This is a genomic window from Burkholderia sp. Ed8 (assembly GCF_040761425.1).
In the GTDB taxonomy this organism is placed as follows: Bacteria; Pseudomonadota; Gammaproteobacteria; order Burkholderiales; family Burkholderiaceae; genus Burkholderia; species Burkholderia seminalis.
The window spans coordinates 2,861,975-2,874,398 of record NZ_CP142885.1 but is presented as its reverse complement, the minus strand read 5'-3'; the positions used below and the strand labels follow the sequence as shown (position 1 = coordinate 2,874,398).

The 12,424-nt window shown below is 69.1% G+C and carries 13 protein-coding genes and 2 pseudogenes; 9 read left to right on the top strand and 6 right to left on the bottom strand.

Going from position 1 to position 12,424, the window contains the following annotated elements:
- Positions 1 to 36: 36 nt before the first annotated feature.
- Positions 37 to 1,026 carry an alpha/beta fold hydrolase gene (locus VXM69_RS13105; protein WP_124669598.1) on the bottom strand — a complete coding sequence of 330 codons (990 nt, stop codon included), beginning with the start codon at positions 1,024 to 1,026 and terminating at the stop codon, positions 37 to 39.
- Between the two features lie 317 nt (positions 1,027 to 1,343).
- On the opposite strand from VXM69_RS13105, the gene VXM69_RS13100 reads away from it, so the two are divergent.
- From VXM69_RS13100 to VXM69_RS13070, 7 genes are all read left to right on the top strand, one after another.
- Positions 1,344 to 3,374, top strand: coding sequence for a sigma-54-dependent Fis family transcriptional regulator (locus VXM69_RS13100; RefSeq protein WP_367188723.1), 2,031 nt, complete (start codon positions 1,344 to 1,346; stop codon positions 3,372 to 3,374).
- 314 nt (positions 3,375 to 3,688) lie between these two features.
- Positions 3,689 to 3,763, top strand: coding sequence for a pyrroloquinoline quinone precursor peptide PqqA (gene pqqA / locus VXM69_RS13095; RefSeq protein ID WP_006485436.1), 75 nt, complete (start codon positions 3,689 to 3,691; stop codon positions 3,761 to 3,763).
- Between the two features lie 61 nt (positions 3,764 to 3,824).
- Complete coding sequence (gene pqqB, locus VXM69_RS13090; RefSeq protein ID WP_049035953.1) at positions 3,825 to 4,748, top strand: pyrroloquinoline quinone biosynthesis protein PqqB; 924 nt, start codon at positions 3,825 to 3,827, stop codon at positions 4,746 to 4,748.
- Between the two features lie 2 nt (positions 4,749 to 4,750).
- The gene (gene pqqC, locus VXM69_RS13085) at positions 4,751 to 5,470 is read left to right on the top strand and encodes a pyrroloquinoline-quinone synthase PqqC (RefSeq protein ID WP_034186052.1); all 720 of its coding nucleotides are present in this window, start codon (positions 4,751 to 4,753) and stop codon (positions 5,468 to 5,470) included.
- Entirely contained in the window at positions 5,467 to 5,748 is a 282-nt protein-coding gene (pqqD, locus tag VXM69_RS13080) for a pyrroloquinoline quinone biosynthesis peptide chaperone PqqD (protein ID WP_006480620.1), read from the top strand. The genes pqqC and pqqD overlap by 4 nt, the downstream gene beginning before the upstream one ends.
- A 1-nt stretch (position 5,749) precedes the next feature.
- Positions 5,750 to 6,889, top strand: coding sequence for a pyrroloquinoline quinone biosynthesis protein PqqE (pqqE, locus tag VXM69_RS13075; protein WP_367188722.1), 1,140 nt, complete (start codon positions 5,750 to 5,752; stop codon positions 6,887 to 6,889).
- Positions 6,890 to 7,044: 155 nt separating this feature from the next.
- On the top strand, positions 7,045 to 7,800 hold the full coding sequence (locus tag VXM69_RS13070; protein ID WP_367188721.1) for a TonB family protein: 756 nt from the start codon (positions 7,045 to 7,047) through the stop codon (positions 7,798 to 7,800).
- 18 nt (positions 7,801 to 7,818) lie between these two features.
- Here the strand turns inward: VXM69_RS13070 and VXM69_RS13065 are convergent, their stop codons facing one another.
- Positions 7,819 to 8,157 carry a helix-turn-helix transcriptional regulator gene (locus VXM69_RS13065; RefSeq protein WP_006493567.1) on the bottom strand — a complete coding sequence of 113 codons (339 nt, stop codon included), beginning with the start codon at positions 8,155 to 8,157 and terminating at the stop codon, positions 7,819 to 7,821.
- Between the two features lie 78 nt (positions 8,158 to 8,235).
- Here VXM69_RS13065 and VXM69_RS13060 point away from each other — a divergent pair.
- Positions 8,236 to 9,134 (top strand): annotated as a pseudogene (locus VXM69_RS13060) (hypothetical protein).
- Positions 9,135 to 9,341: 207 nt separating this feature from the next.
- Positions 9,342 to 9,581 (top strand): hypothetical protein, encoded by a 240-nt coding sequence (locus tag VXM69_RS13055; protein ID WP_367188720.1) that lies wholly within the window; start codon positions 9,342 to 9,344, stop codon positions 9,579 to 9,581.
- A gap of 79 nt (positions 9,582 to 9,660) precedes the next feature.
- On the opposite strand, the pseudogene VXM69_RS13050 reads toward VXM69_RS13055, so the two are convergent.
- The 4 genes and pseudogenes from VXM69_RS13050 to VXM69_RS13035 form a co-directional block, all read right to left on the bottom strand.
- Positions 9,661 to 9,792, bottom strand: a pseudogene (locus tag VXM69_RS13050) (LysR family transcriptional regulator); the annotation flags it as partial.
- Positions 9,789 to 10,667 (bottom strand): alpha/beta hydrolase, encoded by an 879-nt coding sequence (locus VXM69_RS13045; RefSeq protein WP_367188719.1) that lies wholly within the window; start codon positions 10,665 to 10,667, stop codon positions 9,789 to 9,791. The gene VXM69_RS13045 and the pseudogene VXM69_RS13050, both read right to left, overlap by 4 nt.
- A 110-nt stretch (positions 10,668 to 10,777) precedes the next feature.
- Positions 10,778 to 11,518 (bottom strand): alpha/beta hydrolase, encoded by a 741-nt coding sequence (locus VXM69_RS13040; protein ID WP_034186057.1) that lies wholly within the window; start codon positions 11,516 to 11,518, stop codon positions 10,778 to 10,780.
- The gene (locus tag VXM69_RS13035) at positions 11,515 to 12,321 is read right to left on the bottom strand and encodes a DinB family protein (protein WP_367188718.1); all 807 of its coding nucleotides are present in this window, start codon (positions 12,319 to 12,321) and stop codon (positions 11,515 to 11,517) included. The genes VXM69_RS13040 and VXM69_RS13035 overlap by 4 nt, the downstream gene beginning before the upstream one ends.
- Between the last annotated feature and the right edge of the window lie 103 nt (positions 12,322 to 12,424).

Here is a 12,424-nt window from a genome sequence, read left to right as displayed (position 1 = left end):
TCGCGCGGCGTCATGCCGCGAGCGGGCGCGGGGCCGTCAGGTCAACGGCACCGTCGCGAACATCGCATGCGCGGCGCGTGCGACGCTGCGCGCCAGTGCCGGATCGCTGGCCAGATGCCCGGCCCGCACGCGTTCGATTTTCGCCTCGGGTACGGCCCGCGCGAGGCGCTCGACGTTGCGGACCGGGCAAACGGGATCGTGTATCCCGTGCGCGGCGAACAGCGGCACCTGGGCCTGGGCGGCGCGTCGCGCGAGCGCGAGCACGCGGCGCTCGCCGAGCCAGCAATCGCGTTGCAGGTAGTGCGCCTGGATCCGGTATTTGTCGATCAGCCGCCCGACGGTCTCGTTCGACCGGATCGTGCGGACGGGCGAGCGGCGCGTGCGCACCGATGCGAGGAGGGCGTTTTCATAGGCGTGCCACGCGAGCGCCACCGCGCGCTGTCGGGCCGCGCTTGCGCCGCGGCGCAGCCGCTGCGCGCAGCGCGCCAGCAGGCGTTCCGGCTGGCCGCCGCCGGCTGCCGCATGCAGGCGGCGCCATTCGCGCGGGGCACGTGTGCGAGACGTCACGAAGAGGCCGCGGACTTCGCGTCGCGACGTCAGGAACAGGCCGCGCAGCACGACCCCGGTCACCCGCTCCGGATGCGTGCCCGCATACGCGAGCGCGAGCGCGGCGCCCCACGATCCGCCGACGACGCCCCAGCGTGCAATGCCGAGCTGCGCGCGTACCGCCTCGAGATCCGCGATCAGCCGCGCGGTGTGGTTGTGACGCGTGCCGCCGCGCGGCCCCGACGCGCCCGCGCCGCGCTGGTCGACGAGCACCACGCGCATGCGCGCGAGGTCGAACAGCCGCAGGATGCCGGCCTGGCTGCCGCTGCCGGGCCCGCCGTGCAGCACGACGACCGGGTGGCCCTGCGGGGCGCCGGCCACGGCGAACGCGATCGATTGCGCGTCGCGATGCAGGCGCCGGCGAACGGGCATGGCCGGCGAGGCGGGCGATGGCGTGGAGCGAAGCGGGCGGCGTGTCATGTCGATGGGGTTCGCGCGGAATAGGAACGGTAACCGTCGGCGGCCGGGCAGTCGCCGGGCCTGCCCTGCGACCAAGCGAGAAGCGAGCCAGCGGCGCGCCGGCCGCGAAGATCCGGATTCGCACGGGTAGTCACGCGGCGGGAAATCACGGTATCACGCAGGCAGGCCGTCGCGCGACGCGACACGCCCGGCCGTGCCCGGACGACTGATTACATTGTCCTTTCACGAAGTTGAGCGGCGTCGGCGTGGCCCGATGCTTGCTTGCAATGACGGCAAAGAGTCCGGCAGTTGACCGGAAGGATCCCCCGGAGGAGACAATGCGCGATGACGTAGAGCAGGCGGCCGGGTCACGGGCCGTGCATCCCGCTGGCTGGCCCGCGCCGTCGATCCAGAAGGCCCATGAGCGCTCGGAGACATTCGGCCTGCAGGTATCGGCGCGGCCCGATTACGACGTGCTGTCGACCTCGGCGCTGGTGCTCAAGCGCGAGCAGAGCCGGGTGCTGTGCGTGCACGCGATGCCGGTGATGGAGACGCTGCACGAACAGATCGTCAATACGCAGAGCATGATCGTGCTCACCGATGCGGAGGGGCTGATCCTGCACTCGATCGGCGACGACGATTTCCTGCGCCGCGCGGAAAAGGTCGCGCTGCGCCCGGGCGCGAACTGGGCGGAGAACCGGCAGGGCACCAACGCGATCGGCACGGCCCTGGCCGAGCTGTGCCCGATGGTCGTCCACGGCGACCAGCACTTCCTGGCCGCGAACCGCTTCCTGACCTGTTCGAGCGTGCCGATTCTCGATCCGTACGGGGATGCGATCGGCGTGCTCGACGTGACGGGCGATCACCGCAGCTATCACCAGCACACGATGGCGCTCGCGAAGATGTCGGTGCAGATGATCGAGAATCACCTGTTTACGACGACGTTTCAGGAAACGCTGCAGGTATCGTTCCATGGCCGCCCCGAGTTCCTCGGCACGCTGATGGAGGGGATCGTCGCGTTTACCGCCGACGGGCGCTTCCTGTCGGCCAATCGCAGCGCGCAGTTCCAGCTCGGCATGCCGCTCGCCGTGCTGCGCGCGCACACGCTGTCGTCGCTGTTCGACGTCACCAGCGCGCAGCTGATCGACCGCATGCGCGCGAGCACCGACCGGCACCTGATGCTCAATCTCGGCAACGGCGCGGTGGTCTGCGCGCGCGTGCACTTTCGCCGCGCGACGCTCGCCGAAGGCAGCCGGCCGACGGACGTTCACGATGCGGGGGCGCCGGCCGCGCGCGCGAACGCGGTGCCCGCGCCGGCGGCGGGCACGTCGGCCGGCCTGTCGCGGCTCAACTATCTCGACACCGGCGATGCGCAGGTCGCCAGCGTGATCGCGAAAGTGCGCAAGGTGATCGGCAAGGACATTCCGATCCTGATCACCGGCGAGACCGGCACCGGCAAGGAACTGCTCGCGCAGGCGATCCACAACGACTCGCCGCGCCGCGACGCGCCGTTCGTCGCGGTCAACTGCGCGTCGATTCCGGAGACGCTGATCGAGTCCGAGCTGTTTGGCTACGAGGAGGGGGCGTTCACCGGCGCGCGCCGCAAGGGGGCGATCGGCAAGCTGCTGCAGGCGAACGGCGGCACGCTGTTTCTCGACGAGATCGGCGACATGCCGTATCCGCTGCAGGTGCGGCTGCTGCGCGTGCTGCAGGAGCGCCTCGTCAACCCGCTCGGCTCGACGAAGACGATCGCCGTGGATATCGCGATCATCTGCGCGACGCACCGCGACTTGCGCGACATGATCGCGCATAACCGTTTCCGCGAGGATCTCTACTACCGGTTGAACGGCCTCGTGGTGCGCCTGCCGCCGTTGCGCGACCGCACGGATCTCGCGGTCGTCGTGCAGAAGATGCTGCAGCGCGAAGCGTTCGCGGGCCCGGGGCGTCCGCCCTTGTCCGTCGCGCCGGACGTGATGGCGCTGTTCGTGCGCTGCACGTGGCCTGGCAACTTCCGCCAGCTCGGCAACCTGCTGCGTACGGCGGCGGCCATGGTCGACGACGACGGCGAAATCCGCCGCGAGCACCTGCCGGACGACTTCTTCGACGACCTGCGGCGTGGCGATGCGCAGGCCGTGCAGGCCGCGCCCGATTCGTCCGCCGCGGCGGGCGCCGGGCCCTGTATCGCGGATGCGTTGCCGGCCGCCGACGCGCGGCTGCAGGACGTCGCCGCGTCCGCGATCGCCGCCGCGCTCGCCCGTCACGGCGGCAACGTGTCCGCCGCGGCGCGCGCGCTCGGCGTCTCGCGCAACACGATCTACCGGAAGATGCCGGCAGCCGACGCGGGGCGCCCGCCGTCGGACGAAAGCTGACGCGCAGCCGTCGCGCCGGGCGCGGCCTGTCACAGCCGGTGTGTCAAGTTGCAACACCGGTGTTCAACGATTCAACACCTGTCACCACTCGCGGACATCGCGCCGCCGGGGTGGCGGCCCGCATTCGCGCGAATCGTGTCGGCCATTCGTAAGGATTGCGCCCCGATCCCCGGACGAGGGCCGTCTGCCGCCACCGCACCGCCGAAATACGGCTTCGGCACGCTCCTTGCTGAAGAGTAACCGACCGCTCGATTGCCGCGGTTGTTCGACTCATCCAGCAACGCATCAATCCTCAACTCGACAGGAGACACACCATGCAGTGGACGACACCGTCTTACACCGACCTGCGCTTCGGCTTCGAAATCACGATGTACATCGCCAACCGCTGATCGCCGCGCGTGCCGCCCGCTTCGCCGTGGTCGGCGCGGGCGGTCTCGGGAGCTGACGCCCATGAAGATCAAGATACTCGGCTCGGGAGCCGGCGGCGGCCTGCCGCAATGGAACTGCAATTGTGCGAACTGCCGCCGTGCGCGCAGCGGAAGCGGCCACGTGCTGTCGCGCACGCAGTCGTCGATCGCGGTCAGCGACGACGGCATCGACTGGGTTCTGGTCAACGCGTCGCCCGACATCCTTTCCCAGTTGCGCGCGGCGCCGGACTTGCAACCGGCGCGCGCGATCCGCGACAGCGGCATCGCCGCCGTCGTGCTGTGCGACGCGCAGATCGATCACGTGACGGGCCTGCTGATGCTGCGCGAGCGCTCGACGCCGCTGCCGCTCTACGCGAGCGCGCCGGTACTCGACGACCTGTCGACCGGCTTGCCGCTCGTGCCGCTGCTCGGCCATTACTGCGGCGTTGCCGCGCACACGATCGTGCCCGGCGAGCCGTTTGCGGTGCCGGCGGCGAGCGGGATCCGTTTCACCGCGATTGCCGTCGACAGCAAGCCGCCGCCTTATTCGCCGCGGCGCGCGTCGGCCGCGCCCGGCGACAACATCGCGCTGTCGATCGAAGACGTCGCGAGCGGGCGGCGCGCGTTCTATGCGCCGGGGCTCGCGTCGGTCACCGACGACGTACGCGCGGCAATGGACGGCGCCGATCTCGTGCTGGTGGACGGCACCTTCTGGACCGGGACCGAGATGATCGATCTCGGCCTGTCGGGCAAGCACGCGTCCGACATGGGACATCTCGCGCAGTGCGCGGAACACGGGCGGCCCGGCATGATCGACTGGCTCGACAGGTTGCCCGCGCGAACGCGCAAGGTGCTCACGCACATCAACAACACGAACCCGATTCTCGATCCGCATTCCGTCGAACACGCGCACCTGCGCGCGCATGGCATCGATGTCGCGCACGACGGCATGCAATTCCAGGTCTGACGATGAACGCACCGATCCCCGCTACGGCGTTGCACGCGACGCCCTGGACCGCGACCGAATTCGAGGCGCGCCTGCGTGCGCTCGAATCGCGCTATCACATCCATCATCCGTTCAACCGGCGGCTCAACGGCGGCGCCTGTTCGCCCACGCAGATTCGCGGCTGGGTCGCGAACCGCTTCTACTACCAGATCTGCATCCCGCTCAAGGATGCGGCGATCCTGTCGAACTGCCCGGATCGCGAGACGCGGCGCCGCTGGATCCAGCGGCTGATCGACCACGACGGGCAGGGCGACAACGCAGGCGGCATCGAGGCGTGGGTGCGTCTCGGCGAGGCATGCGGTCTCGAGCGAGACGAACTGTGGTCGCTCGAACACGTGCTGCCCGGCGTGCGTTTCGCGGTGGATGCGTACGTGAACTTCGCGCGGCGCGCGCCATGGCAGGAGGCGGTGTGCTCGTCGCTGACCGAGATGTTCGCGCCGCAGATCCATCTCGACCGGCTCGCGGGCTGGCCGTCGCATTACCCGTGGATCGAGCCGGCCGGGCTGCATTACTTCCGCAGTCGCGTGCCGCTCGCGCAGCGCGACGTCGAGCACGGGCTCGCGGTCACGCTCGCGCATTTCACGACACCGGAAGCGCAGCAGCGCGCGCTCGGCATTCTGCAATTCAAGCTCGACATCCTGTGGTCGATGCTCGACGCCGTCGAAAAGGCCTACCCGTTATGAATGCGATCGAAGCCGCCAGCGGCGTGCCGCTGCGCCCCTGCCTCAGGGGCATGTACCGCCTGCAATGGGAGGCGGCCCAGGATGCGTACGTGCTGCTCTATCCGGAGGGCATGGTCAAGCTGAACCCGAGTGCGGGCGAGATTCTCGCGCGCTGCGACGGCACGCGCGAACTGGACGACATCATCGGCGAGCTCGAGCGCCTGTTCATGCAATCGGATCTCGCGACCGACGTCTACCGTTTCCTCGATCATGCGCGACTGCGCGGCTGGCTCGACTGACATGACGTCCGACACCTCCCGTCCGTCCGCGCCGCTGTGGCTGCTCGCGGAACTCACGTACCGCTGTCCGCTGCACTGCGCGTTCTGCTACAACCCGGTCGACTTCGCGACGCACGGCGCGGAACTCGACACCGACACGTGGCGCACGGTCATCAGCGATGCGCGCGCGCTCGGTGCCGCGCAAATCGGGTTCTCGGGCGGCGAACCGCTGCAGCGCGGCGACCTCGAGACGCTCGTCGCGCATGCGCGCGGGCTTGGCTTCTATACGAACCTGATCACGTCGGGCATCGGGCTGAACGTCGCGCGCATCGAGCGGCTCAAGGCCGCCGGGCTCGACCACATCCAGTTGTCGCTGCAGGATTCGACGCGCGAGCTGAACGATTTCCTGACCAGCACGCGCACGTTCGAACTGAAGCGCGACGTGGCGCGGCTGATCAAGGCGCACGGTTACCCGATGGTGCTCAACTGCGTGCTGCATCGCTACAACCTGCCGCACGTGGGACAGATCATCGAGATGGCGCTCGACCTCGGCGCCGATTACCTGGAGCTCGCGAACACGCAGTACTACGGCTGGGCGATGCTCAATCGCGACCAGTTGATGCCGACCGTCGAGCAGGTGCGCGAGGCCGAGGATACGGTCAACCGCTATCGCAAGCTGATCGGAGAGCGCTGCAAGATCCTGTTCGTCGTGCCCGACTATTTCGAGCGCCGCCCGAAGGCCTGCATGAACGGCTGGGGTTCGGTGTTTCTCGGCGTCGCGCCGGACGGCACCGCGCTGCCGTGCCATGCCGCGCGGTCGCTGCCGGGGCTCGCGTTGCCGAACGTGCGTGACCGGTCACTGCGGGAAATCTGGTACGACAGCGACGCGTTCAACGCGTTTCGAGGCGACGACTGGATGCGCGAAACGTGTCGCACGTGCGACGAGCGGCATGCGGATCACGGCGGTTGCCGGTGTCAGGCATGCCTGCTGACGGGCGATCCGAACGAGGCCGATCCGGTGTGCGAGAAGTCCGCCCATCACGGCCAGGTCGAACAGGCCGTGCAGTTCGCGCGACGTCGCGCGCCGCGCGACGAACGACCGCTGGTGTTTCGCAGCAAGGAGAATTCGCTTGCGCAAGGCGGCGCGGCGTGCGACGGCTGACGGGGCGCGGTCAGGACGAGCGCGGGTGAGGCAGCGCGACGCAATGGATGTCTGAACGATCGATACGCAGTCCTCCGGATATATCTGGCGCAATTTCGCGCGCAACGAAGGCTGAACGCGGGACGGAGTGCGTGATGCGTGCGGCTGATGCGCGTATGCGAAGGATGAACGGGGCGCGCGGCGCCCTCCCCGATCGCGTCGACCCTGGCGGCGTGCGTATCGCGTTGGCGATCGCCGCGACCTGTGTGCTGCATGTGGGCGTATTGATCCTGCTCGCCCGCGAACCGGCCGTGCGCGGCGTGACCGTGCAACGCCGGGTGATGGTGGCGACGCTGATTGCGCCGGCACCGGCAGTGCCGACGGCGGCGGCTGCCGCGGCGAATTCGAGGGCTGCGTCGCACGCGACGCATCGCACGGTGTCCGCGCCTCGCTCGCCGATGAGCAGCAAGCTGCCGACGATCCAACCCGCCGCACCGGATCGAACCCGGCCGCCGGCACGCGATGCGGCGGCGCCGTCGCCGCCCGTGCCGTCCGCGACGGCAAGCGAGCGAAGCGTCACGCCGCACGACGACGCGCATCCCGACACCAGGCAGGCACGATCCGAATCGCAGACCTCACCGGCGCCCGCGACGCCGCGCTTCGTCGCGCATCCCGACTGTGCGCTGGCCACCCCCGGCTACCCGCCGCAGTCGTTGCGTACGGGCGAGCACGGCACCGTACTCGTCGAACTGGTAACCGATGCGGCCGGCCGGGTGGTCGCTGCGCGTGTCGTGACCGGCAGCGGTTTTCCGCGCCTCGATGCGGCGGCGCGCGACGCGGTGCTGGAGAGCCGCTGCGCTGCGCAGGTCGAGAACGGCACGCCGCTGCCGATGCGGGCGCGCGTGCCGATCACGTTCACTCTCGATGAATGACCGGGCACTCTGGCGACATCACCCGTCATCCGCCTTCGCCTGCAAATCCTTCAGCCCCTGGATCACGACCAGCAGCGCGCGTCCGTGCTCGTCCGACCCGTCCCACGCGTCGACGATCGCGTCGCGCAGCAGGTCGTTGTAGCGCCGGCGCGACGGCTCCGTATCGACGCCATAGAAACTGCATAGCTTGTTGAATGGCGCGCTGCGGCGCAGCCGCCGTCCGTTCGACAGCCGCAGGCGCGACACGGTCGGCTGGCTGACCCCGGAAAGTCGCGCTATTTCACTGGACGAGCGTGTGTCTGCCAGCAGGCGGCGCAACAGGTCTTGAACGGGAAAATCTTGGTCCGGGGCTTCCATGCGATGCATTATACCTATACAGTTACGGCTGTTGAATGGGCTTGCTGTCACCAGCGAGGCTGTATCCCGAGAAAGTTGATGACACTGAAACACCTCCCTCCCACGTTCTGCTGGACCAAGATCGGTACCGAGTCCGGCGAGGAACTGCCGACCGTCGTGCTCCGCAAGGAATGGGAGCGCCGGCTCGGGGGCGGGCGTTTCTGTGGGGCATCAACCAGCCGCTCGGCAGCAGCGCGCAAGTCGCCGCGCATCGCACGGGCTCGTTGCTCGCGTTGTTTTCGCCGGTCGCGTCGCGCCCGCGCGCGGGCGAGCGCAAGGACGCGCTGCTGTGGAATGCATGGGTCGACGCAAGCGGGCAGGTGCGGCCGTTGCCGCCGCATACGTTCATCGCCAGCCGCTCGACGTTGCCGTCGGGCCGGCGCCGCGAACAGCACTACGCACTCGTGTGTGCGTCGTCCACCGCGCTGACGGTCGGCACGCAGCTGCGCGTGTTTCCCGATCATCTGCGCAGCGTGAGCACCGGCAAGCCGCTCGGCGCCGCACAGGGTGCGGCCGTGGTCGATTGCGTCGGGCGGGCGAGGGAGCAGACGGGCAAGAGCTATCCGCTCGCGTTGTCGGTCGAGCTCGAAGCGCCGTATTTCGTGCGGCTCGCGCAGCCGTGCGTGCTGAAGGCGCGCGATCTCGCGGAAGTGAACAAGGCCACGCGCGCGGGCGATTTCGATCGCTTCGTCGAGCTCGTCGCGCGCCTGCGCGGCCGTTCGCCGACGGACGCCGTGCGCGGCGTCACGCGCGATCTGTTCGACGTGCCGCCGATCGAAACGGCGGCCGCGTATGTTGCGCCCGCCCATGTGGCGCGTATGCGCAACCGGCCGGCCGTCGAGCATCCGCGCGATCTCACCGGCGATCTGTTCGACCTGTCGCCGGGCGACGCGGCTGCGTTTGCAGGGCTTGCGCATCCGCGTATCGGGCGCGCGTGACGCCAGGCGCGCGGCAGGCCGCGCAAGAATTTGTTGCAATCTCGCCGTGGCGGATCGGCGAGCGCAGAGGGACAATCGGCACGAAGCGCGCTGCGCGGCGGCCGATGCGTCGATACGCGATGGGTCGTGGTTCACGCCGCCGACATGCGCACCACGTACACTGAGCGTCGGCGTGCTTCACACTGCAATCCTGAGGGAGGAGTGTCGATGTCGACCCACATCTGTTCGCGGGAAGCGCAGGCCGCACAGCGCTTCGTCGAAGCCACGCGCAACGTCGATCAGGCGTTTCGCGCGGTGCGCGGCGAAAGCGACGACGACGGTTCGTCGGCCGAATACGCACGTGCGATGTCGCGCCTCGATCGCGCGCTCGACGAACTGGCGCGTGCACAGGAATGCTTCGATCGCGTCGTCGGCGCGGACGCCACGCACGCCACGCACGGCAACTGACCGATTCGTCTCCGCCGTTGTCTTCGCACGCCGGGCCGCGTGCGTACCGCTTCATGCGAGCGGGTTGCCCGGCCTGTCAATCCATCATCGTGTAACCGAGTGCCGATTGCGGCACGCCGAGTCGGGCGGCCGCACGCGTGAAGCTGGGCTCGCGCGCGACGGCGCCGAAGACAGGCAGGTCTGCCGGGTTGTCGCTCGGCGCGTGCGTCAGCCCGCGCGCGTCATGCCCGGCGCGGCAGGCGCGGGGCGGTACGCGTAGCCGCGATGCTGGAACGACGTCGCGAAGAACCGCATCTGGTAGCGGATCGCGTTCGCCCAGTAATCCCAGGTATGACCGCCGGGCCGTTCCGTATAGTCGTGAGGCACGCCGAGCGCGACGAGCCGTTCGTGCAGCGTGCGGTTCGAGTCGACGAATGAATCGTCGCGGCCGCAATCGATCGTCAGGTCGAGATGCGCACGGACGAACGCGCGCGCGCTTTCGACGATCACGTTGCTGTTCCAGAACGACGGATGGCGCACGGGATCGCCGAACACGTGGTCGATGCCCGGCTCGTCCGCGCAGCAGCGCGGATCGACCGCGCCGCTGATGCTGCCGACCGCGCCGAACGTGTCGGGCCGGTCGAGTGCGATGCGCAGCGCTCCGAAGCCGCCCATGCTGAGCCCCGTGATCGCGCGCGCGTGCTGCGTCGCGATCGTGCGGAAATGCAGATCGACGTAGGACACGACTTCGTCGCCGATGAAGGTTTCGTATCGGCTGCCCGAATCGAACGGACTGTCGATGTACCAGCTTTCGTGTCCGCCGTCGGGCATCACGAGGATCGCGTGATAGCGGTCGGCCAGCGCGGCGATGCGCGTGTTCGACGTCCAGTCGGTATGGTCGCCGCCGGAGCCGTGCAGCAGATAGACGACCGGATAGCGTTCGTCGCCGCGGTTGCCGTGCGTGTAATCGTCGGGCAGCACGACGGTCGCCTTCAGCGTCTCGTGCATCGCGGCGCTCGGGATCGCGACGACCCGCGCGTGAAACGCGAACGCAGGGCTCGTGACGGCGAGCAGCAGAAGCAGCCAGAAGGTACGTGCCAGGTTCATCGATCCTCGCATGTGTCGACTCGGTCCGGCGCCGGGCACCGGGAAAACCCTGTTCAGGCGACTCTAGCAACCGTGCCTTTCAGACAAATTTCGGTGAATCCTACGGGTTGTCAGGTGGGCGGCGCGGCGACGATGCGCTCGATGGCGGCGCGAAACGCATCGGGCTGCTCGGCCGCGATCAGGTGACCGCAGCCTGCGATCGTGTCGAAGCCCGCACAGCGCGCGAGCGCCCAGTCGGGCACGTGCCAGCCCGCGCGCGAGCGTTCGCCGGCGACCAGCCAGACGCCGTGACGCTCGAAGACTTGCGCGAGCGCCTGCAGGTAGCCGGGAGCGCCGGTCGTCGCGACCACCGAGCGGCCCATCGCGCGCAGCGTCGATGCCGGCTGATGCGCGAGCCAGCGGCGTGCGGCGTCGAGCTGGCTCGGCGACGGTGCGTCGATCGCGCCGCGCAGCCAGTCGAGCGGGGCGGCGCGCAGGCCGTCGAGCATCGCGTCGGCCTCGTCGGGCGTCATGCGGCCGACCGCCGCCGACCAGAACGCATCGTCGAGCGTGAAGTTGCCTTCGACGTTGACGACATGCCGCACGCATTCAGGATGTGCATGCGCGAACAGCATCGCGATCGCGCCGCCGACCGAATGGCCGACGATATCGACCGGCTGCGCGCCGAAATGCGTGGCGACGGTCCGGCGCACGTGTTCGACCTGTGCGGCAAGCGAGATCGCATCGAACGGGGTTGCGCGATGCGCGCCGTAGCCGAGCAGGTCGGGCGCGAGATGCGGGCCGTTCCATCCGCGCACGTCGAACGTGCCGATGAAACCGTGAATGAAGACGACGGGCGCGGGCTGGGTCATTCGGCGGATACGGAGGGCAGGGGCGGCAACGCGAGTTCGGCGAGCAGTTCGTCGAGTTCGAGCATGTGCGTGCGGTCGTGGTCGAGCAGTTCGCGCACGAGTTCGTCGAGCGACATCCGGCGGATCCCGTCGCGCAGCCCGCAGCGCGCGCGTTGCGACGGTTCCAGCGCGGCGGCCGTGGCGCACAGCGCGGCGCGACCCGATCGGAATGCGTCGACCGCGGGGGCGAGCGGCTGCGCAAGATAGTCGCGCTGCGCGGCGAGGGCGGTACCGTCGACCGACTCGATCACGGGCAATTCGGCCGTACGCACGACGTCGATGCGCTCGGCGAACACGGCGTCGAGGTCGCGCAGGTGGTACGCGTGTTCGACGAGCGAGAAGCCGGTACCGGTCGGGCGGCGCGTGCGCAGCGCGACCGGCACCCGCGCGGCATACGCGGCGAGCCGGTCGGGCATGCGGGCCAGCGCGGCGACGACGTCGGCGACCGGCAGCCGCCGCGGAAACGGGCTGAACACCGCACCGTAGCTGAACAGCGCGCCGCCGAGCCGCCCGCGCGCCTGCACGACCTCGTGACCGTGACGGCGCATGACTTCCGCGACCATCGCGCCGCAGAACTGGCGAGCCGTCGTGTCCGCTTCGATTTCGGGGAATTTGCGCGCGATCTCGTCCTGGATCGCGCCGATCGCGGCGACGCCGACGCGCGACAGCGCGGCGAACTCGAGATAGCGCTCGGGCTGTTCGATCAACGCTTCGAGCTGGGCGCCGAGCGCGGTCGTGCGGAAACGGTCGAAACGGGAATGCATGACGAACGGGTTTCGATTGGTAACGTATCAAAACGATACGTTACCAATCGGGTGCTCGTCAACCGGCGTCTCCGGACACGCGCGAGGCGCGTGCCCGCCTGCT